At 41.4% G+C, this 25,942-nt stretch carries 26 protein-coding genes and 6 pseudogenes; 26 read left to right on the top strand and 6 right to left on the bottom strand.

Annotation, left to right across the window (positions count from 1 at the left end; all coding sequences use genetic code 11):
• The first annotated feature begins 63 nt into the window (after positions 1-63).
• The 3 genes from VL20_RS32330 to VL20_RS06800 all read left to right on the top strand — a co-directional run bounded on the left by VL20_RS32330 (position 64) and on the right by VL20_RS06800 (position 1,878).
• Positions 64-771 (top strand): MBL fold metallo-hydrolase, encoded by a 708-nt coding sequence (locus VL20_RS32330; RefSeq protein ID WP_249264845.1) that lies wholly within the window; start codon positions 64-66, stop codon positions 769-771.
• Positions 772-837: 66 nt separating this feature from the next.
• Positions 838-1,149, top strand: a complete 312-nt coding sequence (locus tag VL20_RS06810; protein ID WP_284526024.1) for a helix-turn-helix domain-containing protein — start codon at positions 838-840, stop codon at positions 1,147-1,149.
• 279 nt (positions 1,150-1,428) lie between these two features.
• Complete coding sequence (locus VL20_RS06800) at positions 1,429-1,878, top strand: hypothetical protein (protein ID WP_128575159.1); 450 nt, start codon at positions 1,429-1,431, stop codon at positions 1,876-1,878.
• A gap of 212 nt (positions 1,879-2,090) precedes the next feature.
• Here the strand turns inward: VL20_RS06800 and VL20_RS06795 are convergent, their stop codons facing one another.
• On the bottom strand, positions 2,091-3,275 hold the full coding sequence (locus VL20_RS06795) for a DNA cytosine methyltransferase (RefSeq protein WP_052276021.1): 1,185 nt from the start codon (positions 3,273-3,275) through the stop codon (positions 2,091-2,093).
• A gap of 509 nt (positions 3,276-3,784) precedes the next feature.
• Here VL20_RS06795 and VL20_RS06790 point away from each other — a divergent pair.
• The 10 genes and pseudogenes from VL20_RS06790 (at position 3,785) to VL20_RS06745 (ending at position 9,943) form a co-directional block, all read left to right on the top strand.
• Positions 3,785-4,721, top strand: a pseudogene (locus tag VL20_RS06790) (IS110-like element ISMae40 family transposase).
• Between the two features lie 312 nt (positions 4,722-5,033).
• Positions 5,034-5,552 (top strand): annotated as a pseudogene (locus tag VL20_RS06780) (DUF4347 domain-containing protein).
• A 27-nt stretch (positions 5,553-5,579) separates the two neighbouring features.
• Complete coding sequence (locus tag VL20_RS33630) at positions 5,580-5,765, top strand: hypothetical protein (protein WP_128575157.1); 186 nt, start codon at positions 5,580-5,582, stop codon at positions 5,763-5,765.
• The gene (locus VL20_RS06775; protein ID WP_052276020.1) at positions 5,762-6,718 is read left to right on the top strand and encodes a DUF4351 domain-containing protein; all 957 of its coding nucleotides are present in this window, start codon (positions 5,762-5,764) and stop codon (positions 6,716-6,718) included. The genes VL20_RS33630 and VL20_RS06775 overlap by 4 nt, the downstream gene beginning before the upstream one ends.
• Before the next feature lie 168 nt (positions 6,719-6,886).
• Positions 6,887-7,132 (top strand): UPF0175 family protein, encoded by a 246-nt coding sequence (locus VL20_RS06770; RefSeq protein ID WP_002770627.1) that lies wholly within the window; start codon positions 6,887-6,889, stop codon positions 7,130-7,132.
• Positions 7,129-7,470 (top strand): PIN domain-containing protein, encoded by a 342-nt coding sequence (locus VL20_RS06765; protein WP_260441251.1) that lies wholly within the window; start codon positions 7,129-7,131, stop codon positions 7,468-7,470. Before VL20_RS06770 ends, VL20_RS06765 begins: the two co-directional genes overlap by 4 nt.
• Before the next feature lie 53 nt (positions 7,471-7,523).
• Positions 7,524-7,766: pseudogene (locus VL20_RS06760) on the top strand (DUF3368 domain-containing protein); the annotation flags it as partial.
• Between the two features lie 154 nt (positions 7,767-7,920).
• On the top strand, positions 7,921-8,856 hold the full coding sequence (locus VL20_RS34040; protein WP_128575156.1) for a hypothetical protein: 936 nt from the start codon (positions 7,921-7,923) through the stop codon (positions 8,854-8,856).
• A 66-nt stretch (positions 8,857-8,922) separates the two neighbouring features.
• Positions 8,923-9,756: a transposase gene (locus VL20_RS32320; protein ID WP_284525807.1), complete on the top strand. Its 834-nt coding sequence runs from the start codon at positions 8,923-8,925 to the stop codon at positions 9,754-9,756.
• Positions 9,731-9,943 carry a hypothetical protein gene (locus tag VL20_RS06745; RefSeq protein WP_052275239.1) on the top strand — a complete coding sequence of 71 codons (213 nt, stop codon included), beginning with the start codon at positions 9,731-9,733 and terminating at the stop codon, positions 9,941-9,943. Before VL20_RS32320 ends, VL20_RS06745 begins: the two co-directional genes overlap by 26 nt.
• 95 nt (positions 9,944-10,038) lie before the next feature.
• On the opposite strand, the pseudogene VL20_RS06740 reads toward VL20_RS06745, so the two are convergent.
• Positions 10,039-11,103, bottom strand: a pseudogene (locus VL20_RS06740) (ISKra4 family transposase).
• A 318-nt stretch (positions 11,104-11,421) separates the two neighbouring features.
• Between VL20_RS06740 and VL20_RS33625 the strand changes: the two are divergent.
• A pseudogene (locus tag VL20_RS33625) lies at positions 11,422-11,637 on the top strand (RNA-guided endonuclease TnpB family protein); the annotation flags it as partial.
• Between the two features lie 291 nt (positions 11,638-11,928).
• Here VL20_RS33625 and VL20_RS06730 read toward each other — a convergent pair.
• A pseudogene (locus VL20_RS06730) lies at positions 11,929-13,143 on the bottom strand (ISL3 family transposase).
• Between the two features lie 181 nt (positions 13,144-13,324).
• Between VL20_RS06730 and VL20_RS06725 the strand changes: the two are divergent.
• Complete coding sequence (locus VL20_RS06725) at positions 13,325-14,404, top strand: ISAs1 family transposase (RefSeq protein WP_128575400.1); 1,080 nt, start codon at positions 13,325-13,327, stop codon at positions 14,402-14,404.
• Between the two features lie 370 nt (positions 14,405-14,774).
• The gene (locus tag VL20_RS06720; protein ID WP_002747571.1) at positions 14,775-15,041 is read left to right on the top strand and encodes a hypothetical protein; all 267 of its coding nucleotides are present in this window, start codon (positions 14,775-14,777) and stop codon (positions 15,039-15,041) included.
• Positions 15,042-15,240: 199 nt separating this feature from the next.
• Here the strand turns inward: VL20_RS06720 and VL20_RS06715 are convergent, their stop codons facing one another.
• Both VL20_RS06715 and VL20_RS06710 read right to left on the bottom strand, forming a co-directional pair.
• Positions 15,241-15,597 carry an iron-sulfur cluster assembly accessory protein gene (locus VL20_RS06715; protein ID WP_052276018.1) on the bottom strand — a complete coding sequence of 119 codons (357 nt, stop codon included), beginning with the start codon at positions 15,595-15,597 and terminating at the stop codon, positions 15,241-15,243.
• A gap of 332 nt (positions 15,598-15,929) precedes the next feature.
• On the bottom strand, positions 15,930-16,319 hold the full coding sequence (locus VL20_RS06710) for a hypothetical protein (protein ID WP_052276017.1): 390 nt from the start codon (positions 16,317-16,319) through the stop codon (positions 15,930-15,932).
• 295 nt (positions 16,320-16,614) lie between these two features.
• Between VL20_RS06710 and VL20_RS06700 the strand changes: the two genes are divergently transcribed.
• The 4 genes from VL20_RS06700 (at position 16,615) to VL20_RS06685 (ending at position 21,862) form a co-directional block, all read left to right on the top strand.
• Positions 16,615-16,956: a phage holin family protein gene (locus tag VL20_RS06700; protein ID WP_052278398.1), complete on the top strand. Its 342-nt coding sequence runs from the start codon at positions 16,615-16,617 to the stop codon at positions 16,954-16,956.
• A 578-nt stretch (positions 16,957-17,534) separates the two neighbouring features.
• On the top strand, positions 17,535-18,281 hold the full coding sequence (locus VL20_RS06695) for a TRAFAC clade GTPase domain-containing protein (RefSeq protein ID WP_052276015.1): 747 nt from the start codon (positions 17,535-17,537) through the stop codon (positions 18,279-18,281).
• A 254-nt stretch (positions 18,282-18,535) separates the two neighbouring features.
• Positions 18,536-19,618, top strand: coding sequence for a roadblock/LC7 domain-containing protein (locus VL20_RS06690; RefSeq protein ID WP_052276014.1), 1,083 nt, complete (start codon positions 18,536-18,538; stop codon positions 19,616-19,618).
• A gap of 1,317 nt (positions 19,619-20,935) precedes the next feature.
• Positions 20,936-21,862, top strand: coding sequence for an RluA family pseudouridine synthase (locus VL20_RS06685; RefSeq protein ID WP_052276013.1), 927 nt, complete (start codon positions 20,936-20,938; stop codon positions 21,860-21,862).
• Here VL20_RS06685 and bioU read toward each other — a convergent pair.
• Positions 21,859-22,860: a (S)-8-amino-7-oxononanoate synthase BioU gene (gene bioU, locus VL20_RS06680; RefSeq protein WP_052276012.1), complete on the bottom strand. Its 1,002-nt coding sequence runs from the start codon at positions 22,858-22,860 to the stop codon at positions 21,859-21,861. The genes VL20_RS06685 and bioU overlap by 4 nt on opposite strands.
• Before the next feature lie 310 nt (positions 22,861-23,170).
• Here bioU and VL20_RS06675 point away from each other — a divergent pair, with 310 nt between their 5' ends.
• The 6 genes from VL20_RS06675 to VL20_RS06650 all read left to right on the top strand — a co-directional run bounded on the left by VL20_RS06675 (position 23,171) and on the right by VL20_RS06650 (position 25,540).
• Entirely contained in the window at positions 23,171-23,386 is a 216-nt protein-coding gene (locus VL20_RS06675) for a DUF2997 domain-containing protein (protein WP_002762645.1), read from the top strand.
• A 44-nt stretch (positions 23,387-23,430) separates the two neighbouring features.
• Complete coding sequence (locus tag VL20_RS06670) at positions 23,431-23,817, top strand: DUF1257 domain-containing protein (RefSeq protein WP_002762644.1); 387 nt, start codon at positions 23,431-23,433, stop codon at positions 23,815-23,817.
• Positions 23,817-24,224 (top strand): ferredoxin, encoded by a 408-nt coding sequence (locus VL20_RS06665; RefSeq protein WP_046660548.1) that lies wholly within the window; start codon positions 23,817-23,819, stop codon positions 24,222-24,224. Before VL20_RS06670 ends, VL20_RS06665 begins: the two co-directional genes overlap by 1 nt.
• An 83-nt stretch (positions 24,225-24,307) precedes the next feature.
• Complete coding sequence (locus VL20_RS32315) at positions 24,308-24,463, top strand: hypothetical protein (protein ID WP_249264864.1); 156 nt, start codon at positions 24,308-24,310, stop codon at positions 24,461-24,463.
• Between the two features lie 320 nt (positions 24,464-24,783).
• Positions 24,784-25,023: a DUF2442 domain-containing protein gene (locus VL20_RS06655; RefSeq protein ID WP_002773190.1), complete on the top strand. Its 240-nt coding sequence runs from the start codon at positions 24,784-24,786 to the stop codon at positions 25,021-25,023.
• A gap of 310 nt (positions 25,024-25,333) precedes the next feature.
• Positions 25,334-25,540 carry a hypothetical protein gene (locus VL20_RS06650; protein WP_052276011.1) on the top strand — a complete coding sequence of 69 codons (207 nt, stop codon included), beginning with the start codon at positions 25,334-25,336 and terminating at the stop codon, positions 25,538-25,540.
• Positions 25,541-25,942 lie beyond the last annotated feature (402 nt).

Below are 25,942 nucleotides of genomic sequence, written 5' to 3'. Positions count from 1 at the left end.
TCGCTGAAAGAGAGAATTTCTCTCCCCACGGCCTACTCGATCGCATTCGGGCCGGCAGCGCCGATTTTCCGCCAGCTTTTCGATAGGGAATCGAGTACCTACACCTATCTGATCGCTGATTCGGGTACGGGGGAGGCAATTTTAATCGATCCGGTCCTCGAACAGGTCGATCGCGATCGGCAGATTCTTTGGCAGTTGGGGTTAACTCTAGGCTACACGATGGAAACCCATGTCCACGCCGACCATATCACCGGAGCGCACCGCTTACGGGAGTTAACCAACTGTTCGATCCTCGTTCCCGAAAATGCGGAAGTGAGCGATATCGATGGTTATGTGCGCGATGGCGATATCTGGATCGTGGCAGGTCAGCAGCTAAAAGCGATCGCCACTCCAGGCCACACCGATAGTCATATAGCCTATCTCATCGATGAAAAACGCCTATTAACGGGGGATGCACTCTTAATTCGCGGTTGTGGTCGTACCGATTTTCAGAACGGTTCGCCGGAAGTACTATACAAGACGGTGACGGAGAAGTTATTCACTCTCCCCGACGATACGCTTGTTTATCCCTGCCACGATTATCTGGGCAGAACGGTCTCCTCGATCGGTGAGGAAAAGCGCTGGAATCCCCGTTTTGCCGGCCGCGATCGTGAGGATTTTATTCAGTTAATGAATAATCTCAATCTCCCCTATCCCAAGAAGATGACCGCTGCCTTAAGTGCCAACGCACGGGGTGGTAAGGTGGTTTTCGTCATGGATTATCAGATATAAACGGGCAAGCGATACTCAAAAGCCGCTCGATTTCTAGTGCTTCGCTCGGAATGTGACAGATCGTCCGTGGACTCATCGTCTATGTTCGGTCAGGATAGAGCTATGGACGAAAACAAGGCAAAAATTTTAAAAGCGTTGGGTTCGTTAGTAAGACAACACAGAGAAAATCTAGGTATTTCCCAAGAAGAACTAGCGACACGCTCGAATCTAGATAGAACATATATTTCTGGCATCGAGCGCGGGATTCGCAATCCTTCTGTAACCGCTCTTGTTAGTCTGGCGAACGGAATGAACCTCAATGTCTCCAATCTATTAGAAGGCTTGGAAAACAAAGTTAATCAAACCAATGGAAAAGATCGTACAACACGGACAACGTAGACACTCAAAAGCTTCCGAAAGTTACATAGATGTTACTTTTCGATATGATGACGGTACGATTTGGGAAGGCGCGATTCCAGTTGAGTATAGACGTACTGGCGTAGATCTGGCCGAATCTTCGGCAATCGAAGAATATCTTCAGCAAGCTTTTCTATACTGTCATCCGAGTAATTATCCGAAGTGGAGACAAGAACAAGAGGTCTTCTGGTTACAGAAAGAAGCGGAAGTAACAAAATCATTCTTTGATGTACTCATCACTTTTAAATGGACTTGTGTTGCTTGTCAATTACCCCGAATCCGAATTGGGCTAGAAGGATTCAAGATTTAAAAGAAATGGGATATACGATCGCAACTCATACATCAAAAAAATGCCCGACTTGTGGTTCCAAGAAAACGCATATTATACTTGTTCCTCTACCTCGTGGTGGAATATCTGGATACGAAGTATGGTCGTCATCCCTACGAAAGAAAATCATTGATCTGCTCGGTGGTTATGATGCTTACGAGGGTAAGACTGTAGGGAAAGATAATCTGTTACCCGACCATAAATTTCCAGAAATTCGTTGGGGAAACGATACGAGACGAGATTCATTAGAGCATTTGGCCGATACGGAGATTCGAGAACAATTTCAACTTTTGACGAATCAGCGCAATTTACAGAAGCGTGAAGTCTGCCGTAAATGCTACCAAACAGGGGATCGGGGCTATCCCTTCGGTATCCAATACTAAGTAGTCGTGCAAAATAAATTTCCTAGTGAAGAAAGGCAAAAGGCAAGAGGCAAGAGGCAAGAGGTGGTTAGATATGTGTAATTAATTTTGCTTAGGTACTTATTATGAGGGTGATGAAAAATGGCCGGATACCATTCCAAAAAGTGGAAAAGTGGCGGAAGTAGGGTGTAGTGGCTGTGGATGGTATGATTTGCAGAAATGGAGAATTGCTCTCAACCGCAAGCTATCGGATTTAAATTCTGATTAATCTGCGATTCTTGCTCTAGCTGTAAAGCAACTTTGTTGAGATAAGGAATTAAAGCGTATCCGATACATTCGGCTAAACGTGGGGGAACCGCATTACCAATTTGCCACATAGCTTTTTTCATGGTTCCCTCAAAAATAAACGAATCGGGGAAAGATTGAAGTCTGGCCATTTCACGGGCGGAAATAACTCGATTAAGATGGGGATGAATATGTGTACCTCCATGATTTTCTTTGATGGTCATACTCGGTTTGCCTGGATACTGGCGCTTAAAAGCATCAACGTAGGTTTCATAGAGAGAACCACCGGGGGGTACTCGTGCGATCCGTTCCATATACTTCGAGGAATGGCGTGTCCATTCATGATTAATTTCGGGAATAGGCGTGTAAGCAGGTAAATCGGAAATAGCCGACTCTATCGGAATATATTGATGAGGTAGTAATTGAGGTTGAGGATAAGGATTAGGTAGATCGAATCTATTAGCTATAAAAATTGCTCTCGGTCTAATTTGAGGAATTCCATAAGCGGCAGATTCAAGAATAGCGATCGAAATATTAGAATAACCGATCGATTCAAACTCTTCTAAGATAGTTTCTTTCACCTTGCCTTTTTGCATCGTGAGAATCCCTGGCACATTTTCCATGACGACATACCAAGGCTGAATTTCAGAAACCACTCTTATAAACTCTTTAAATAATTGATTTCGAGGATCATTGGGATCTCGTTTACCAGCGACCGAAAAACCCTGACACGGCGGACCTCCAACCACTAAATGTATATCGGGTGAGCCTGCCAAGATAAGCCATTTCTCTGCTTGAAAGTCATGAATATCACCACAGAAATGATGGCATTGTGGGAAGTTGTACCGATGTGTTAATGAAGCGACAGGATTGATTTCAACACTTGCTGCTGGATGAAAATTTGCCTGAACTAAACCTTGAGTTATGCCACCAGCACCACAAAATAAATCAATGAAGTTATAAGTTAGATGAGGAGCGATCGGACAATTAACATCCACAAAAACTTGATGTAAATCACGCTTGATGGTCAGTAGTTCCCGTTGAATTTTTTCATAACGTCCTAATTTGACTTTTTTCGTCTTTTCAATATCTTGATTATTTTGAGGGAATAATGATAATTGAAGTTCTGACATTGCTCTGACTTGAATATATATGGTTTATTGTGACACATCGTCCACAAAAAATCAAGTCACGCCTATGGAAGGTAGAGTAACAAAGTCAAGCTACTTTTAACCTGGTCGTCATCAATCCCCGATCGCTCTCTACCCGACCATCCCCAACCCGCGACCATTGCCCATTTCCCACCCATTCCCGAAAGTGACTAGAAGAACCTAGGTTGGGTTGAAGCATTAAACCCAACGCCCGCTCATGTTACGCTACCGCTAACCCAACCTTGTATCTTGAGAAGTAGGCAACCCGTCCCAACCTAGGTAAAAAATACCGCTTTGTAGCTTGGGTGCCTATATTCTGAAAAAGGGCGTGGACATCCAGTTCAACCGAGGTGCTTGACACCGTTGGGTAGCCACCGGAGCCACGCCGTCATCCCGAGGAGACAAGCTCGAACAATCGCCCTTAGGATTAACCTCGTCTTCGCAAGGACGAGTTACCAAAGGGACAAAATAACTTAACCCCAGCATAAACGATGACAGAAGAAAAAACATGGGTAGGGATCGATGTCAGTAAAGAGGTTCTAGATATCTACGTGTTGCCGCAAGGTCTGACCTTGCAACAACCCAACAGCGACGTTGGCGTTCAATCGCTGATTGAACAATTACATCCTCTCTCACCGAGTTTGGTGGTGGTGGAATCGACGGGTGGATTAGAGCGCGCACTCGTATCGGGCTTACAAGCCGCCACCATACCGGTAGCGATCGCCAACCCCCGCAAGGTCAAAGGGTTTGCGACGGCATTGGGGAAAGCAAAAACGGACAAATTGGACGCACAGGTAATCGCTCAATTCGCACGAGCCGTGCAACCCCAACCCCAACCCGTGGTTGCCCCCCAAGCCCAACAATTGAGCGACCTAGTACGACGACGACAGCAGTTGGTGGAGATGCAGGTGGCGGAGAAAAACCGCCTCAGTCGTGCGTCTGAGACGGTGCAACTAGATATCAAAGCCCATATTGAGGAAATCCAACAGCGTATTGAAAGCCTCAACGAGCAGATTCAGTCCCTCGCCCAACAGCAAGCCGATTGGCAAGGCAAAAATGAAATCTTACAATCCGTTAAAGGGATCGGCAAAGTTTCATCTGCCCTATGTTTGGCGGAATTACCCGAGATGGGAACACTCTGGCGAAAAACAGATTGCCCGGCTGGTCGGGGTCGCTCCTATCAACCACGATAGTGGCCAGCACAAGGGTAAACGCATGATTTCGGGGGGACGCACCTCGGTTCGCTGTGGCTTGTACATGGCCACATTGGTAGCCATTCGTCATAACCCGGTGATTCGGAAGTTCTACGAACGGTTGTTGACCAATGGCAAGTTGAAAAAGGTGGCCTTAGTTGCCTGTATGAGGAAATTGCTGGTTATCCTCAATGCCATGATTCGTGATAATAAATGCTGGCAAGCACCCGCTTAGTCCAGTTTTCCGAACAATTTCATCGCTGACAAAACGGATGACTGGTGCCGTTACTTTGTCTTGCCTATTTGGGGTACAAAAGATTTTCTTTATTCCCCTTGACTTTTAAGACAATCGCTACAAATAATTGTGCCTCCCTACTTAACCTACATTCTCAACAGAGAAAACGGGTTTCTTCGAGAAACTATTTAGAAAACGGGTTTCTTTGAGAAACCCGTTTTCTGTATAATCTTAATTTTTGTTACAGCACCATTGAAAAATTGGGGACTGTGGGGCTAAAACTGTTAGCAATAAACCTTTGCAGTTAACGTCATGACTTCTCCCCTGTTGCCGAGCTTTCCTGCTATTGACGATGTTTTGTTCAATTTTGCTCAATCTGATGGCTTGAGTCAAGCTAATCAGGTGAATAGTGCGAGAAATCAGCGTTTAACCGCTACCGTAGTTTTCCTCGATGCTGGTGTTGCCGATTATCAAAGTCTCCAAGCTGGGGTAATTCCAGAAGTCGCCACCGTTATTCTCACTCCCAATCAAGACGGAATCGAACAAATATCCGCTTTTTTACCACAAAATCCCCAGATTACCACCATTCACCTGGTTTCTCATGGTGCGCCTGGATGCTTATATTTAGGGAATTGTCAACTCAATTTAACAAATATTTACGATTACCGCCAAAAGTTACAGAATTGGGCAAAGATTAATCATATTCTACTGTAAGGTTGTCAGGTTGCGGCGGGAGATGCGGGGACAGAGTTTATTAATAAATTATCTCAAATTACTGGGGCGAAAATAGCGGCTTCCAGCCGACGGGTAGGAAATGCAGCCTTAGATTAGTTAAGATGATATTACAGGTTCTTCGGTTTGTCTTATGCAACGGACAGGATTATAAGAGATGAAACCCTTATAGAGAAAGATATTTGGCGATTTTTGTCAATTGTTTTTGATCTAGAGCGAACTAATCAATTAAATCTCTTGCCAGATAAGGATTTAGTCGATTTATGCCCCCCTATCGAACCATACCAAGTAACGAAGAGCCATATTACATGACTAATAATATTGACCATGATCGCTTATTTAAGGAGTTAATCTCCACCTTTTTTGTCGAATTTATCGAGTTATTTTTTCCTCAAGTAATGGCTTATTTAGATAGGGACTCGATTACTTTTTTAGACAAAGAAGTATTTACCGATGTCACGGAAGGAGAAAGGCATGAAAGCGATTTAGTCGCACAGGTTAAGTTTCGAGGAAAAGAATCTTTTTTCCTGATTCATCTGGAGGCGCAGGAAAGTTCCCGCCAGTGGTTTAACCGGCGAATGTTTACTTATTTTGCTCGCTTTCATGAGAAATTTGTCTTACCGATTTATCCCATTGTAATTTTTTCTTATTCAAAGCCAAAAAGAGAAGCGATTAGTCAATATATAGTCGATTTTCCCGATTTTAAGGTATTAGAATTTAACTATCAAGTCGTGCAGTTAAATCGATTAAATTGGCGAGATTTTCTCAATCAACCGAATCCGGTTGCTTCAGCTTTGATGGCGAAGATGAACATTGCCGAGAAAGAGCGAGCCAAGGTAAAGGCTGAATGTCTGCGCTTGTTAATTACTTTAAAGTTAAATCCTGCAAAAATGCAATTAATTTCTGGATTTATTGATACTTATCTTAATCTTAATCCAGTCGAAGAGAGACAATTTCAAGAAGAGATTAGCACATTTAGTCAACCCGTACAGGAGGGAGTTATGCAAATTACCACCAGTTGGATGCGTCAAGGTATTGAACAAGGTATCGAACAAGGTATTGAACGCGGTATCGAACAAGGTATTGAACGGGAAAAGACATTGATTCTTCGTCAACTTAAACGCAAGTTAGGGGAGATTAATCCTTCATTAGAAACTAAAATCATGGAGTTAAGTATTGATGATGTTGAAGTATTAGGAGAAGCTTTATTCGATTTCTCTACAGTTGAAGATTTAATCAATTGGTTGAATACTTTAACTGCCTAGCTTTGACGTTAGCGATCACATCTTCGCCATGACAAGGGGTAAGATTGCTTCGGAGAGGGAATTTCAGTTAACAGTTAACAGTTAGAAGTGAGGTCTGCCAAAGGGAATTGACAGACCGCAAAACATAGGATAGCATTTGTATAATTCTTATCAAAATACGGAGAAAATATGACTCTAGTTATTTCCCAAGAAGTGATTAAAGCAAGTGGTTTATCAGAGGATGAACTGTTGAAGGAAATTGTTGTTATGTTATTCCAACAAGATAAGATTAGCTTAGGAAAAGCAAGTGAGTTATTAGGTATTAATCAAATCAAGTTTCAACGGCTGCTTTCTGAACGAGGAATTTGTATTCACTATGATGTTGCTGAGTTTCAGGAAGATATTAAGCATTTAAAAGAGAAAGGTTGGCTATGATTATTATTAGCGATACTTCTCCTCTCAGCAGTCTTGCTCTTGTTGGTTATCTGTCAATCTTAAAAGATATTTATACTAATGTTGTTATTCCCCAAGCAGTTGCCAATGAATTAGCCAATTTAACTGAGGAAGATATCCGCATTAAAGCGATAATTTCTCTGAACTGGATACAGGTTAAACAAGCCTCTAATTTGGAACTTGTGGCTTGTTTGAGCAATGACTATAATTTAGATATTGGCGAAGCAGAAGCAATCGCTGGCTCTTCTCGACTTTGTGTGATAATTTTTGCTTATGTAAGGTTAAATGCTTACTGGGCAAGACTTTTAGGACTATTTTGAAAGAAGAAACTATCAGTATAGACCTCGTTTACACACAGAAACCAGAAGAGCCAATCGCTCTTGCCTTAGAATTAAAAGCAGATGAATTGTTAATTGATGAGCGTCTTGGACGGAGGGAGGCTGTGCGTTTGGGGCTGTCAATTACGGGGGTTCTAGGAGTTCTTTTAATCGCTAAAAATAGAGGATTGATTGCTAAGGTTCAACCGATAATGGAGTCTCTAATTAGCCAAGCAAATTTTCGCATCAGTCATCAACTTTATGAGGAGGTTTTGCAAACTGCAAATGAATTAGATTAAGTTGTGAGGGGGGAATTGAGAGACAATATTCAGAAAAACTGATGATTTAGAAATACAGTTTTCCCGATCAATGTTAATTTCTGTTACAGGGGTCTTGAGAAATTTGCAATTGTTGTGCCAAAATTTTTAGCAATAAACTTTTGCTGTTACTGTCATGACTTCTACCCTGTTGCCGATTCTTCCTGTTGTTGACGATGTTTTGTTCAATTTCGCTCAATCTGACGGTTTTTGGGCGAATTTAGAAACCGCTTTTGGCACAAGTTATGATGTGGTTAAAGCGACGCAATTACGACAACAGTGGCAAAGCCGAAATTTTAGTCAAATTCCCCCGATTGAGGTTGTCAACAGCAGTGTTTTAGGTAGTGCAAATGGCGCTTATGGGATTAGCACCAATAAGATATATCTATCTGAAAGCTTTTTTGCTTCTGCTAGTTCAGATGCTTTGGTTGCGGTGGTGTTGGAAGAAATTGGGCATTTTGTGGATGCTCAAATTAATAGGGTGGATACGGTGGGGGATGAGGGGGAGTTATTTTCGGCGTTGGCACGCGGGGTAAGTTTAAGTCCTTCGGGGTTGAGTCGGATTCAGACGGAAGATGATCATGCAGTGGTAGTAATTGATGGGCAAGAAGTTCTGATTGAGCAAGCCAGTCTTTCGGGCAGTGGTGGTGTAGGTGGAACTAACAAAACTCTTCAACTCGATCCTCTACCCCAAGGACAAACCGAAAGAAATGTTACTCTTACCTATTTCTACGAGCATTATTCTATTCCTGATCAATTTCAGGTCAGATATGCAGGAAAGGACATTGTCAATACTGGAGGACTTGTTTCGGGAAGTAAAACTGGAAATGTAACATTTAAGCAAGTGCAAGGGCAAGACTTTCTCAATATCGTTGTTACTGCTCCTCAATCAGGAACAGCTTGGGATTTTTCTGTTTCTACTGACAATGCTCAAATAAACTTCAATGGTCTTGTAGGAGATGTCATCAAACTCGATTTAGGTAAGCAAAGTGGGAATGTTACGCTGAAATCCCTACCAAATTCCTCCAAAGGTAAGTTGCTGACTGACGGACACAAGTGGGTCAAAACCTGACAAGACAAGGGTTGCCAAAAAGAAAAATATCTGGGTAGATAGGGAAAAAGCAAGAATCCCTACAAGATGAAAACCGAGAACAGAATCTTCTCCCAAGTTTATTCCTATCTAGAACAAGGAAGCCGATTTGTGGATAAAAGACATTTAACCGTCCTCAGTTGGATGGTGACAGCCCTACTCAGTAGTCAAAGTCTCAATCAAGCCAGATGGGAACCCTTTGTACAAAGCAGAGCCGAACAAGCCAATAGTTATCAGAGACGGTGGAATCGCTTTTGCCAGAATGGAAGAGTAGCGGTGGAAAAGATATACATCCCCTTAATATTGAAAGCCATCGAGACTTGGAAGGAGAAGGGGGAAAGACTGTATCTAGCAATAGATACCACTCTGTTGTGGAATCAATACTGCTTTGTCTATCTAGCGGTGGTCTGCGGGGGGAGAGCCGTCCCCTTGATGTGGATGGGATTAGAACATGGTAGTGCCAGCCTAGCTTTTGAGAAATACGAACCCTTGTTGGACAGAGCCAAAGGCTATCTTCAGGGCTTTGAGAATGTCATGCTGTTAGCCGACCGAGGCTTTGCCAATCAGCAATTAATTCAATGGCTCAGGAAAAATACTTGGCATTGGTGTCTTCGCTTACCTTGCGATACCCTCATTTACGGTGTTCGCCGTCGGGGTTTTGGCTATGAGGTCAGAGAACTCTATCCTCCCAAACGGCAAGCCTGCTTTGATCGCAACGTTCAAGTCTGGCAGGAGGCTAGAATCACTGCTCATCTTGCTTTAGCCTCTGTTCCAGGGGTTAAGGATAATTGGGCAATTCTGAGCGATGAACCTCCTACCCTTGACACCTTCTGGCAGTATGGTCTTCGTTTTCCCATTGAACATCTCTTTCAAGGGCAGTAAATCGGGCGTTTTTGACTGGGAACATTCTCGTGTTCGCTCTGCTGCTTGTTTAGAACGTCTCTATCTCATTGTTGCCATTTCTATTCTCTTTGCTACTTTAACTGGCATGGCGGTTCAACAATCTGGCTCTCGCCGTCAGGTTGATGCTCATTTTCGGCGTGGTTTGAGTTATTTGAAAATTGGTTGACGTTGGCTGGCGGGAGTTGTTCATAAGGCGCGTCCCTTCTGGGAGCATCTCACCTTTGCAATAAGTAGAAATGCTTAATGAGATCAATAAAAAAGTTAAAAAAGGCAACCATTTAGATAAGCACAGCGATGACGAAGGACTTGCGGTACATTACAAGATTGCCAACTTGCACCAGTAATTTTAAGACGATGAGCAATTTGTTTAATTTTTGATTCGACGGAGCCAGAGCCAATGGAAATCCCCTCTGCCTGCAAATAACCATAATTGACAATTCGATGTTTATGCTTGTTTAAATAAGTAATAAAATTCTCAACTTGCGGCTCTGACCATCCTTCACAACAAGAGATAGCGGCGTCCACGTCCCCCTTCCTCAAGAAAACATTTTACCTCCTCAATTCGCTGGAATGACCCGCCAACTTTATAGAGGTTTTCGATTAAATGATACCAATCCAATATTTCAATTCTTTCCTGTTTCTCTCCGAGCTCACGAAATAAATTCCAGATACCATCATGTCCATCTCCTAAACAAATTAAAGGCTTGGCCAAAACTTGAGAATTAACCAAATCTAATAAAGCTGAGTTATCTTGAAAAAAAGCCGCTACCCCCAGTTGATGAAAACTCACTGCTTTATAATCACGCCAAATTAAGGCTTTTCCCTTGGCAGTTCTTAGTCGTACCTTACCGCCATCTAGGCTCATTTCTTCCACTTCCACTTCTGGGTTAGACGGTAATTCTTCAAAAGCATATCGATGTACGAGGCGTTGTTGGGTACTGTGAGAAACAGCAATCCCTGTCAATGATTTGATTTTCTGCGCCGATTTTTCGTAGGATTCATCGCCACTTAATAGCAAACAGTTCTTCTCTAACATTGGACTCATCTGAGTCCGAGACTTTATTTCTAATTTTTTCGCTTGTTTTTCTGTAATTGGTAATTCCCCCAAAATACTTTTCACTTTTCTCGTCCGACCGGCAGTTTCTTCTGTGCTTGTTTTGACAAAAAAATACCGATTTCTGGGTTAACATAATGAATCATTAAATCTCTGACTGTCTCCTCTATCTCTCCCAAGTTATTAAATTTCTTAATTTGGGATTGCTCATAGAGACATTGCCCTAACTCTTGACATAACTCTTTAATTCTTTTTTCATTTTCTGATAACATTGAATTATTCCTCCCATCGAGAGCTATTCTGAATTGTAAGTTATAACTATTATAATCTCATTTCTCTTTGTGATCAAGTTGAAGATTTTCTAGTTTTTGACTGCTATAAGTATTAATACTCATTGCATAAGTGAGATGCTCCCTCCCTTCTTGCGACTTGACCACTTATTTTCTGTTGACCCTTTTCCCTGTTTTGCTTCTCGCAAAGCTCGTCAGGATTATTATGGCAAAATTACCTTTTCTTTTATTCAGGAGTTTGAGGCTTTCACATAACAGTACTTGTCTTTGTATTGAAAAATGTGTCCGTCAGTCAGTGACGATCCTCTCCCCGTTTATGGACAGATAACTGAAAAACCCGTTTTTTCAGGAAAAAGAATTAAGCGAGGGTTATATCGTACAGATAAGGGGATTCTGGTTCAATCTGATGTCATGGGTTCCTACAACATTTTACGAAAAGCATTCCCAAATGCGTTTAACTGCTATGGGATAGAGAGGTGCGTAGTTCACCCAAGGAGAATCAATCTCTCGAAGTAAAAGTGAAGGGAATTTCTGAAATGGAATTCAGTCTGTCTATATTTGACTATACTTTTGCTAACTATAATAATGGGGATAAAAATTAAAATCCTTCTGATACCATTTTTCTTTATTCTTGGCAGGTATCTTACCCCCCCCAACCCCCCCGACGTCGGTAGGGCTGTTTCATTCTCCCATCAGAATATCAAAAGTAAAAGCGATCACTATCAGGTAAAATGAGAAGTGACCGCCAACTTTTTAAATATATGTTGAGCTTAATAGAAAAGGCTCTTCGTTACCCTTTATGCTAAATCAACATACAAGATGCCAAGATAACATACTTCTAACCCAAAAATTCCGAAAGTTTCTAAAGCCATAGCCTCTCCGTTTTATTAGTTTAAGTTTATTGTTGATTCCCTCGACCACCCCATTCGTTGTCCTTCGCTCGAAATAACTAATTATTTCTCCAAACCAGTTTCGGATTGTTTGACAACTCTTGGTAAAAACACTGGAGGATTTTGCCAACCATTCCGAGATGGATAGCAGTCCTTCTGTCGGATTCTCTGAGGTTTCATAAATCTTTCTAAATTCTTCCTTTAACTCGTGCATCTTTTTCAAATTTGGTCAATTTTCTTTGATAGCTTCTAGTTTGATTTTTTGAGTTTCCGTTAAATCTTTTTCATTTTTTAACAAGCTATATTTACTTCGCTTTAAAACTTCTAGCTTCGCTTCTTTTTCCGCTTTCTGTTTTTTATTTTTCTGCGCTTCTACGGCTCTTTTTTCTGCTTTTCTTTGTTCGTCTAACTCTTGATTAATTTGTTTCATTACATGGAATCTATCGGCGACTACCTCGGCCGATGGCATCAATTCTTTCACCAAATTTTTATAGGGCAACCAAAGGTCTATGCTGACTTCTTCAATTTGCTCTAACACCTCTTTTCCCCACCCTGTAAGCGTTTCCCTCAATTCTTCTTGTGTTCGCTTCTCTAGAATAGCTATTAGTTTTCCCGTATCTAAATTTACTAAAACCGCACAGTAATTTTTTTGTCCTTTGACTAGAGCGATTTCGTCAATTCCTAGTCTTTTTAATTTCGATAGGTCTGTCTCTGTAATTTCTTCAGCTATGTCCTCTATCATTCTTTGAATCTCTTCTTCCGTTACGTCATTTCTTCGACTAACATTTAAAATATCTCCTTCTTTTAATTGTTCGAGTATATTCTCGGCTAGTCTTTTCGTATAGGTTCGTTTCTTGGCGACAAAATCTAACTCTTCGCTAAAGGGTTTCTGACAATTATCGCACTTAAATTGACGACGATTAACCTGTAGGTACACTGGTTGTCCTGAGATTGGTAAATCTTTGACTAAATGTCGATGATTTTGGTGGAGTTTATCGCTCTCTAACCCACAACGAGGACAGGTTGCTTTTTGATTTTTCGATTCGATTCGGCAAACTATACCGATATTTTCTAGGTGTAGATAGCCTTGAATACAGGTTCCTTTTAGGTTCAAAAATTTGTCAAGTATCATAAGTAAAATAATCTCGTTTTTGGCTATTATATCAAATCTTAACTCAATTGTCTATCTTTTGGTATTAACCTGTTTGTGCCTTAAGTCCTTCCCTGTATGGATTTCAGCTACTTTTGAGCGTAGGCGCTCTCATCGAATTTTATTTTAAGTTAATTATTTGCATAACAATTCCCGAAGAGCCATAGAAAAACTAAAACAAGTCAAGGACTTTCGGAAAGGTAAAGGAAAAAGACACCCTTTATGGATAGTATTAGTAGTAATAATACTAGGAACAATGCTAGGATACTCAGGTTATAGAGAACTAGGAGAGTTTGCTAAAAATAATCGGCACAGGCTGAGTAAAGAATTTAACATAATTCCAGAAAGAGTCCCATCCTATTCAACAATTAGAAGGGTAATGATGGGAGTTGACTGGCAGAGTTTGTTAAAAATGTTTAATGAATGGGCATTACAAGAATATGGACAAAGAGATGATATAAATTGGCTAGGCATAGATGGAAAAAGTCTCAAAAACACCCTAAAGAATCCTAACAATGAACAACAAAATTTTATCATGTTTATCTCATTGTTTAGTCAAGAAAGTGGCTTGGTATTACACTTAAAAAGAATCGAAAACAAAAAAGGGTCTGAAATCGACGAAGGGCAAGCTATAATTGAGGATTGCTCTCTCCAAAATAAAGTTTTTACTGGGGATGCTTTACACTGTCAGAAGAAAACAATCAGCTTAATAGCCAAGACTAAAAATGACTATGTTATCACCGTTAAAGGAAATCAGAAAAATCTTTATCAGCGAATACAAGACCTGAGTAATTCCTCAAAGCCAGAAAGTTTTTTTCTTGAACAAGATAATAGTCATGGACGAAAAATATCAAGAAAAATAGAAGTTTTTAAAGTGAGGAAAAATGAAAGAAAAGGGTTTGAAAATCTGCGAAGAGTTATTAAAGTAGAAAGAAGGGGTAGTCGCGGGGATAAAACCTATGAAGAAACAGCTTACTATATCAGTAGCCTAACCGAATCCGCCGAAGTATTTGCTAAAATTATTCGAGGACACTGGAAAATAGAAAATCAGTTACATTGGGTAAAAGATGTAATTTTTGAGGAAGATAAAAGCGAAATTAGTGATTTTCAAGCGGCCAGCAATTGGTCAATTCTCACAACCATAGGATTGAATCTTTTCAGAGGTTTGGGTTTTCTCTCAATCACAGAGGGACAGAGGTGGTTAGCTGAACGTTGGGAAAAACTGATAGTTTTATCGACGTAAGAAGCAGAAAAATTAGCTAAATTAACAGGATGTACTCTCAGAAAATTTGAAGAGAGATAGGCTTTTAGTGGCTTGGGAACAAGCTTTATCAATTTATTCATAATAAATTTGGCAGAGGATTAAAGATTAGTTATTGTGACTAACTATTTTGATTAGAAAAAGATAAACTTGAGAATCTTCAGTCAAATTTATTGACTCAAAATTAGCTGTACTTAATTTAAATGAATCAACCCTACCGACGTCGGGGGGGTTGGGGGGGTGGGGGGTTAGGGCGATTAACCATCTCTGCCATTACTTATGAAAAATGGTATGATTTCAAGCTACCGACTGGACTGCGGTAGTCACCGTTGACTGATAACTGGTAACTGAAATGACCCCCCAAGCAATCCCTAAACTCAATCACTTGCCCTCTGCCCTAGCCAGAGAGGGAGCCGTCTGCCTAGAATTAGAAGATGGAGTTGCTATATTTCGAGCTTCCACTGCCGTTCAGACTCGGATTGAAGAATTACTCCAACTAGAGAAAGAATCAGCAATTACCCCCGCACAAAAGCAAGAACTCGATGCCTACGAAGAAATTGACGACTACCTCAGCTTTGTCAATCGTACCCTGCGGAATCTCAGTCAAAACCCCTCTTAATGTCTAAAAAGTTTTCCTCAGATTATTATCGTCTCTAATTCAGAGCAGGGTATCTAGCCTAAAAATGAAGGGTTCGCAGGCAGGCACGGATTCCCATTATGCAGAAAGTATATGTCAAGTCTCCGATTTTGTCAAGAGTTTTGGCAAAAAAAAATCGCCTCTGGGAGGCGGGGATGAAAGGTATCACCCCGGGGAAATATTAAACGCCAAAAGACTTACCACAACCGCAGGTTTGACTGGCGTTGGGATTAGTAAATTGGAAACCGCCGCCGATCATCGCGTTGCTGTAATCTAACATGAGACCGTAGAGATAGAGCAGACTTTTTTTATCAGAGACAATTTTAAAGCCATCGTAATCGAAAACCTCATCTTGGGGGCCAATATTGCTAGGATGCTCAAAATCCATCATATAGGACATTCCCGAACAACCACCCTGACGCACACCCACGCGCAGACATAAATCCTTGCCCTGTTGCTCTTTGAGCATGGTAAGGTGTTTGAGGGCAGCCTCACTGAGTAAAATTCCTTTTCCTTGAGTCTGAGTAGCTTGTGTCATCTTTAGCAGGAACTCCTAAACGTAGATAAAACTTTGCCTTCTCCTATTCATCTTAGCGATAGTTGAGGACTGATGACTGGATTACTGTTTACTTTTCCCGGTCTCGCAGGAGTTGTAGGGCAAAAAGAAGCAAAAAACTGGGATTATTAATTAAATAGGGTTGCCAGAGACGACTAGATTCTTGAAACAAACCATAGAGCCATTCTCAGCCGATTTTCGTCACCCAACGGGGTGCTTGAGACAATTCGCCTTCCCTGAGGGAAGGAAAATTAAATCAGGAAAACGCTGCTTTGGGGATGCCGAAAAAGCAGCCGGAAAATATCAAAAGAAATTTACTTTTCTAAGCGGAGATTAGTGCCACTGCTATCGGTGCGATAAACCCAAGTTTTTTGCTTATCAGTCAGAATAATTCGCCATCCTGGCACCAGCGCTTGAGTACATAATGCTCCCGGTTTAGCTAATCCTAAACAACCATCGGGCCAGGTTTGTGGTTGTGCTGCTTGAATTTGCAAGCGATTAACGGGTATCTTGGTTTTCTGACTCAAATGTTGACGGACAGCCTCGATGACCGAATTAGGTGGCTCAGGAGATGCTAAACTGGGTGGCACTGAGAGGAGAGAAAGCAGACTCATTAGCATGAAAATGCCAGTTGATACCCGAATTATTCTCGTTTTACCGATTTGTCCTTGCCAGTTCTGGCTAAAATTATTTCTAGATATCATCTTTAGTCTTGCCTCTTTTCTGGGAGTGATAGTCCGAGGGAATCTTCCTTTTTATTATCAGTGTCAGATCCCCCCGCCTATCGGCACCCCCCTTATCAAGGGGGGCAGGGGGGATCGAAGCTAAAATCCATTTTTAATTTAATTATAACCAGCTACTTATGTTCCTGCTCTGGTTTTCGAGCAGCGGCAGCAGTCAATGTCGGTTTTCGTTGTCATCTTCTGAAGACTTCCGTCTCTTTAAGTGGCGATGGCGATTAGAATAGATGAGGATGAACTATCTTAGATGGATGGACTTATGTTATCTTTTTTCCTCCGTTGGTTGATTACCGCCGTCTCTTTATTGATTACAGGGCAAATAGTACCCGGTATAGAAATTAAAGATTTTCCCGTGGCTTTGATAGCTGCTGTCGCTTTGGGTTTAATTAATGCTATTATTAGACCCCTGTTGATTCTTTTTACCCTGCCTTTAACTATTTTAACCCTAGGGTTATTTATTTTTGTGGTCAATGCCATTTCCTTTTCTTTAGCCTCCTATTTTATCAGTGGCTTTGAGGTAAAATCATTTTTTGCCGCTCTATTCGGTTCGATTGTGGTTTCGATCATTTCAGGAGTTCTCAATGGTTTTTTTGTTGAATAAAGTGACCAATAATTCGGTTGTTTAAAACAGCTTGGCTTACTCTGATCTAGAGACGTTGTTATAACAATGTCTCTCTATTTTTTGGAGACGAGGAAGTCTCTACTGATTTGCTCTGGCTTTTGTCGTTAAGTAGCTGGTTATAATTAAATTGAAGATGGGTTTTGGGTTCGATCCCCCCTTAATACTAGGGTTGATTCATCGTAGGGTTGATTCATGAATCAACCCTACCCTTAATCGATCTTTAACAAGGGGACATCTCAAAGTTTTTAACACCTACCTACTTAAAAATCAGGAAAATTTAATCCCAAGATTTCCATCTCAAGCACCGAGAGCAAGTTCCATTACTATTAGAATAGTAACTTTTTGTGAAGATTTGGTTAACCGGGATGATCCGAGGGGACAAAACAAATATAATCATCTTAACCATCTTTCCAGACAGCATAACTACAAGACTGCAGAATGGAATTGTTGAGCTAAGGAGATTAACTAATCTCAAGTCAATTTTTCTCGTCTGTGTTGGCTTGAGAGACACAATCATCGTCGCAAAAGTTTTTTTCATTCAATTTAGAGGTTGTAAAATGACTAATAATCAGGAAAATCTTAGTAAAGAAAACCAAATTTATACAGTTCTCAGTATCGGTCAAAGAGGAGCAGGAAAAACAGTTTTCCTAGCGGCATCTTATCAGAGTTTGAAAAATCCAGCAGCTTGGGGAAATCAGGCTAATATTGTCTTCAGATCTCAAGAGGAAGAAAGCGAAGAAGATATTGAAAAAATTCTCAATTATGTCGCTAGAACAGGTCAATATCCCCCCGCCACTTTAAAAATCAGTAACTTTGATTTTAGTTTAGAGAAAAAAAGCGGTGATCGCTCGGATAAAATAGCGACAATTCGCTGGTGGGATATACCGGGAGAAAGTTGTCAAATCTATAATTTAGCCTTTGTCAATATGGCTTTACAGGCTAATGCTTGTTTACTGTTTTTAGAGGCAGCAAGTTTATTAAATCATTCAGACAAGCATAACAATTACCTGAAAATTTTTCAAACCTTGATCGAGATAATTAACTATAATAAAAATAGGTTTAATTTAGGCATTATTATCAGCAAATGCGATCTAGTTGTCTCTGACCAAAAATGCTGGCAAAACCTACAATTAAAAGTCAAAGAATTAGAGCAAAAACTGCGAGAGCAAAAAGTTAATCACCGTTTTTTTTACTCAACAGTTTTAATTGATTCCCAACAAGGCACGCTGCAAGCAAATCAAGCTTTAGACTCCCTATCTTGGTTATTGTCTCAAATCGATCAACAACTGGTAAACTTTTCCTAAACGACCAGCACTATATCCGAGCTATTTACAGAAAGATTAGCCAAAAAATCTCTCAAAAATCTGCTGACTTTCTTATAGCAGTTATCTTAACGGTGAGGTGTGAAGTTTTCGTTTTGGGGAGTCGGCACCAAATTAGGTGACAGTTCATCTTGAGGAGAAATGCCGTCAAATATCTCCCCAAAAACTAGAAACAAGACACAATTGTGTGAAAATTATTTATAATAGCGCACAAAAGTGCTTAAAGGTTACAGATCATGTCCTTGCTCGTTGAACAACTGATTTATAGCAGTTTCTCGCAACTGGGATTTAAATATATCGCTAGTGCCAATGTCCCCCTAGGGATTCAACAGTTTTTTTATCAACATATAGTCTCTCAGTTATGGGACACCTATAATCCTCCAGACAGGAAATTTAAAGGAGTCTATATCTATCAAATTGACTCCCATAACACCCTCTTTGGTTGGTTAATTAACGATGGGAAGGATGAATTTGGTCGTGGGGATATTCCTTACTTTCATTGTTATTATTTACAGGAACTACTCGACTCGAAACAACTATTTAAAATTCTTGCCTGTCTAGAAGCAGGTCCCCTAAAACGTATTGCCAGAGATGAGGCTAAAATCTCCCTTGAACCCTTAACTTTAGCTGACAATTATCAGGCAAATGCCTTTGAATTAGGGATTAAACTTTCTAAAGATATTCGTCTGTTTAGCCACCAGCAACTGCGGGAAAAAAAAAACCTGCAATGGTTTATCTCCTCGAAAGAAACCAAAGAACGAAAACAACCCACCGATAATAACTATGATAACTCTAAAAATACCTTACCTAGGGAACCAAATTATCAGGTAGAAATTGCCAAAATCCTGCAAGAATTAGCCGAAAAACCGCTCGCTATTGAGGGGATCATGCTTGTTTCTCCCCAGGGTCAACCTTTGACTGATTCCATCGGCATGGAACACAATAGTGCTTTAATCTTAGCAGGAACAATGGTCTATCTTGTCAATAACACAAAAGAGGAATTAAGCTGGTCTGATCTGGAACAAATTGCTATTCGCAGTCCCCAGGGTCATCTGATCTTAACCCCTTGCAGTGACCAAGCTTTTCTTTTAGTGAAAACTGGCAAAACGATCACGGGATTGTTAGAGGGAGAAATCCAGAAAACTCGCTCAAAATTAGCAAAAATTCTCGCTATCTCTAACCCCACCCCCGAAACTCCTCTCTTAAATCCCACAGTTAATCCCCTCCTTGATTCCGTTGTAGAAGAATTCGAGATCGTCCTCGAAACCGAAGATAATAACAATGCAGATATTCGTTACCGGGGCAGACCAATTCAGTAATCAGTAATCAGTAATCAGTAATCAGTAATCAGTAATCAGTAATCAGTAATCAGGAGTCAGGAGATTATTTTTATTTAGGGCTGGCTGAATAATGGTAAAACCCTTTTAAAATAAGGCTTTTGACCTGTTAAAATCCGATGTTAGTGCCAGAAAATAGGATTAAGTAGGGAGGCACAATTATTTGTAGGATGGGTTAGCGGTAGCGTAACCCATGCGGGAGTTGGGTTTCATGCTTCAACCCAACCTACGTTCATCTTATATTTAATTCCACCCACCTACTTAAGACCTTCAAAAACCTTGCATTATCCTTCTCTTAGTACATAAACTGGTACAAAAAAGAGGGCAACAAAGCCTGAAACGACCGGCTACTGACGACCGACTCCTAACCCCACCAACAAACTTTTTCAGCAAACCCTATTTATTCTCCCCAATTCCTAATTCATAATTCCCACACCCCACACCCCACACCCCACACCCCACACCCTGCCCCCTCCCTTCTCCCCGTTACAGTAGAGCAGGAAGTCGCCTTCCCACCCCCTGCTTCAAAACCGGACTTACGACTTTCGCCGTATCCGGCTCCTGAGTAACTAGGCTACTGTCATTAGTAGAATAATAATGGGAATTATTATTTCCTTGTCTATTCAACCCTCTTGGCTGTATCCCCACCAGACAAGATTGTTGGTTTTAGGGCGTATATGACCGTTGATTGTTGCTTAGACTTCCTAGTTACCCGTCCTTTGTCAGCATATCTTTGATATTACTCAAAGCCTTGGCTTTTAAGGACATCCTCTCCCTCTATTGACTTGCGGATGGTTTCCTACTGCCCCAAACGGGCAGAGTCAATCAGGGTTACTTCGTTCCCTATAACCATTGGTTGAACCATTAGGATGATACTGTCCACAACAGAGTAACGGGAATGCCTTACTGATAGTGGTATGAGCTATCAGCCCCAACTCTGTTAACTTTTGTTTCGAGCCTGTCAGCCTTTTGGCTCGTGGGTGTTGACGATGGTTAATTCGTATCTTCGCCCCAGGGCTATCCATAGGTTCTGGCTCAACGGGTTTCTGATTTAGGCTATCAGATACCGCTTTTTTTCCTCGCTCACTACCTCAGATGTACCAAGTCTAAAGCAGCAGGAAATGCCGTCACTCTAGGCATCTAGAGGACAGGACTAAGGTTATTACTAACCCGCACCTGTATGGTTATCAAGTTATCAAGGTACTACATTTACCAAGCGGCTAATCCTCTAAACGTCTTACTGTCTAGTTTCTAGCCAACGAATCGCACCACACCCTACACCCTGATCACTAAAAACCGATGAACCAATTAAACTTAGAAGTTGCGGGAAAAAAAGAACGTTTAGATGCTTGGATGGGGTCACAATTGCCCGATTTATCGAGATCGAGGCTGCAAAAACTGATAGAACAGGGATATATACAGTTAAATGGTCAAATTTGCACTAATAAAAATACTAAAGTTGGTCAAGGTGATCGCTTAAAGATTACCATTCCCGACAGTCAACCCCTCGAATTAACCGCCGAGGCGATCGAGCTTGATATTCTTTACGAAGACGAATATCTGATTATTATCAATAAACCAGCCGATTTAGTGGTTCATCCGGCCCCCGGCCACGAATCGGGAACCTTGGTCAACGCTTTACTACATCACTGCCCAAATTTAGCCGGAATTGGTGGAATTCAACGCCCCGGTATAGTTCACCGTTTAGATAAGGATACCACGGGTGCGATCGTTATTGCCAAAACCGACCAGGCCCATCAACACCTACAGGCACAATTAAAAACCAAAACTGCCCGCCGGGAATACATGGCCCTTGTCCACGGTGTCCCCAAAAGCGAAACAGGTACAATTGATCTGCCGATCGGTCGTCACCGCAGCGATCGCCAAAAGATGGCTATTATTGCCGTGGAAAAAGGCGGTAGAAATGCCGTCACTCACTGGCAAATCAAGGAAAGACTAGGCAACTACACCTTAATGGAATTTCGCCTAGAAACCGGCAGAACTCATCAAATTCGCGTTCATAGCAGCCACATCGGTCATCCGATTCTTGGCGATCCCCTCTATAGTTCCGGTCGTTCCATCGGAATTAATCTACCCGGACAATTACTCCACGCCTATCGTTTAATCTTAATACATCCGGTCACGGGAGAGAGCCTAGAAGCGATCGCTCCCTTACCCGCTATTTTCCCGAAAGTTTTAGCTATTTTACGGCAGAGAAACCCCTAGCGCACAAATTGCGGCATAATCTCTGCTGCTGTCCATAATCCGTAGATACCGCGACGATGCAGGGAAACCCCCGCTTTCAGATAACCAAAAGCCGGCCCGCAGACATTAGCCGCCATACTGGTTTCATCACCTAAAGTGAAGGTATGGGTAGAAATTTTGCCTTCAAAAGTCCGCCCCGTGACTTTAACATTGGTACTTAAAGGCTTTTTCGGGTTGCGCGTATCCACCACACCCCCGACGGAAACCCGATCGCGTCCACAAATTCCAGCCAATTCCAGCATAATATCGTCCGCGTGTTCCATATTTTCGAGGCTGAGAATGCCATTGGTTTTATTTAACAGCATTTCCACTTCTGCGTCACTCATCTGGTGGGCTGTTTCTGGGTTGTAACCGGGTAAATGGGCGATATCTTCGCGAATAGTGGCACGATAAGCCTCCCAGTTGGCGATTCCCACGCCGAAGGTAATTTTAACGCTATGAATCTCTGCATAACTCTGGGCAGCTAGGGCAGCGGCCGCAGTTAACAGTCCGGGGGTAGCACCGCAGCCGGTCATGTAGGTGATGCCGGCGGCTTCTAGGTCTGCTTGCAGTGCTAAGATTTGTTCCATGGCGCTGGTGCGTTTGAGAGCATCGACTAAAACCCCGCGCCAACCTAAGCGAATGAAGGTTTTAGCGATATCGGCCATGAAATTGTTAGGTAAATTTGGTAAGGCGAGGAAATAGCCTTCTACGTCGGCAGTTTTGATTAATTCCTCGATACTGTTTTCGCTGAGACTGCCGTAATTTTCCAGATAACCGATCGAACCCTGGTCATGATAAATTTTGTTACAGGTATTGACATCTAGACCGTCTTTGTGGTATGCAAAACCGGCTTTATCGGCGGCGGCAGTCCAAAGCATTTCCTGTTTGGGGGCGAGAATTCTAGCGGCAGCCTGTCCCAAACCACCAAAACCTAAAACACCGATCCGAATGCGATCGCTGGCTGTTTGTTTATTCATATTTGTTCTGATTCCTATAGACAAAATTCTATGATCTCGGCGGTCGTGGTTCGCCGTTGCATCTCCTTTATTTTCAATTTATCGCTTCAGGTCGTCTTTTTTGTGTAGTTTTGTTAAATTGTGCCTCCTGGGTCAAGGTTCGCCCTTGACGATGAAGAAAAGTTACGGGAAACTTACAAACAATTAGAGTAGTTGGGTTACAGAATATAAAGTTTTGCTAAAATTTTAACCAGATTGCTACGATTAGCAAACTATCGTAAATTAAAACGATAGGGAGCTTTGCAAACCCCAGATCACGCCGAGAAGAGCTATGAGCATGGAAAGCCTAGAGTTTATCATCTATCCCGATGGTCGCGTTATGGAAAAGGTGACAGGCATAGTCGGTTCATCTTGTCAAGAGGTGACGGCGGCGATCGAGGCACAACTCGGGCAGCTGATGTCTCAAGAGAAAACCTCGGATTATTACCATCAAACCGTCAGCCAGTCAGAGAAAGTCAGCAACGAAGCCACTTTTAGCGACTGGTAATTTTTCATTTTTCCCAATCCCTTTATTTAAGCCACTGAAAAGCCATGTCACACTTTAGCAATATCAAAACCAAAATCCGCGATCTATCCTACCTAAAAGCCGCCCTCAGCGATATGGGGATGGAATGGAAAGAGGGTTCCCACCCCGTCAAAGGTTATCAAGGTCAAACTTTAACCGCAGAGGTGGTAATCGAGCAAGATAACAATTACGATATCGGTTTTCGCTGGAATGGCAACGAGTACGAGTTAGTTGCCGATTTACAATACTGGCAACAACCCCTAACCGTAGAAGGATTTTTAAGAAAAGTAAATCAAGGTTATGCCTACCACACCATCCTGGCAGAAACTGCTAAACAGGGTTTTCAGGTGGCAGCACAGGAAAAAAATACTGATGGTTCCATTCGTCTAGTGGTACAACGTTGGAGTGCCTAATGGCTGATTTTTCTCCCGAACGCTCTGGTTTTGAACCAGAGTTAGGGGGATTCCTAAGAGATTCCCCCGATCGCACTGGTTTTGAACCGGAATTGGGCGGTTTACTGCGCCAGAAAGCGGTTTACGTCGATGAGGTCACTTGTATCGGTTGTAAACACTGCGCCCACGTTGCCCCCAATACCTTTTTTATTGAAGGCGAATACGGTCGCTCTCGTGTCTATAATCAGGACGGTGACGAAGAAGAAATTATTCAAGAAGCGATCGAGACTTGTCCGGTTAACTGTATTCACTGGGTTAATTATAATCAGTTGTCATCCCTTGAGGAAGAACGCAAACATCAAGTGATTAAACAGTTAGGTTTTCCTCAGATTCACAAGAAATTTAGCCCCGCAGATTTAGATCTCTAGGGTGGATAGGTGCAGCCTCATCCATCCATTATTTCCTAGAAGTTATGGCAGCGGTTCTCGATCGAATCTGCTACAGTTCTTAAATGAACACCCAACTGATTGATTCTCTCGCGCGAATAATTCTCTCTCTCTCCGAGGAAGAAAGAGAGTTACTGAATCGAAAAATTGAGAGCGAACAACGGGAAAATTTGCAGATTAACGCTCAAATTTTGGATTTAGAAACCCGTATCAAGCAATAGGAAAATCAATATCCCATGAGTTCGGAAGAATTCTATCCTAGATTTCGTTCTGGTGAGCTAGGGGACGCTATGGATTATTTCGAGTGGAATGTTTATTATGAAATGCTATTGGCAGCTAGAAAAGAGATAAGTTTACGATCAAATTAGATGGAGATAGCCGATTATATTCGCAAGGTTAAACGGAAATTATCTGAGAGTTCGATTGTGAACTCTTTCGCGATTGTCGATGAAAGAATTTTATTCGATCGAGGCTATTTCCGAGCGAGAGTCCTTCGATTTCAGGACAACAACTGTATAAAATTGAACCACTGAGATAAATCATGAATCCTAGAGTTAAAGAAGTTATCCCTTTGCCAAACTATCAATTACAACTCATCTTTACTAATGAAGAAAAGAAAATTTATGATTGTTCACCACTGCTCGATTTTGGCATCTTTCAAGAACTTAAAAACAAACAGTATTTTAATCAAGTAAAAATTTTAGATGGTACGGTAACTTGGCCGAACGAACAAGATATCTGTCCGGATACTCTCTATCTTGACTCCATTTCCCAAACCTAGAACAGTTCGATCGAGGAACCCCGACAACAAAAGTAACGCTCCCACTGATCAGATTTTCTTTCGCTACAGCCTTTCTCAGAGAGATGAGGTTAGTTATTGTCGCTAAAATACTTGATGAGTAAGGATTACTCTGTACTTCATCTCTAGGAGAAAGAGTGAGAAATTTTCTATTTACCCGGTGATTGCTGTGGGAAGGGAAAAGTTAGAGGCAATCGGGGCAAAATGATAAGTATTCTATATACAAACACCTTCAATACTTAAAAATATTTAAATTTACAATTGGTAATATTTATTTTTACTTAAGAATTTATTGAGAATAATTTCTATTTATTTACGAGGTGACAATACTTCCAGCGATTTTGGTATAATTTTGCATTATGCTATGGTGGGTTTTTCTGTGCTTTTTTGGACTTTTCAAGGTCTAGCTTGCCTTGAAACCATTGCTAAATCTAGACTTTCCCTTTTAGCCAAACCAAACACTTTGGTCAATTATGCCTTTTTTCCCGAACAACGTTGATCTAATTTTTGTGTAGTTTTGTTGCAAAGTCAAAATTTTTTTGACAAAATGCCCGAATTGTGGTAAAGACGAAATGACGGGATTTAGCATCATCTCTATCTGTTCTACCTCACCCTTAAGATAACTGCTAGAGTTGTTTTTTCGGCTCTTCGGTTTGTGTTATGCAATGGACGGGGGTTATAAGGGATGGAACCCTTATATAGAAAGGCATTTAGCGATTTTTGTCAATTGTTTTTGCTCTAGAGCGAACTAATCAATTAAGTCTCTTGCCAGATAAGGATTTAGTCGATTTATGCCCCCCTATCGAACCATACCAAGTAACGAAGAACCGTTTTTTCTGGTATTTGAATTGATAAAAATAAATTTATTTGATGTTGTCTGTGGAGATTTTTTGGGTAAGTA

The sequence above is a fragment of the Microcystis panniformis FACHB-1757 genome, from assembly GCF_001264245.1.
Taxonomy (GTDB): Bacteria; Cyanobacteriota; Cyanobacteriia; order Cyanobacteriales; family Microcystaceae; genus Microcystis; species Microcystis panniformis.
This window is presented reverse-complemented; position numbering and strand designations above follow the sequence as displayed.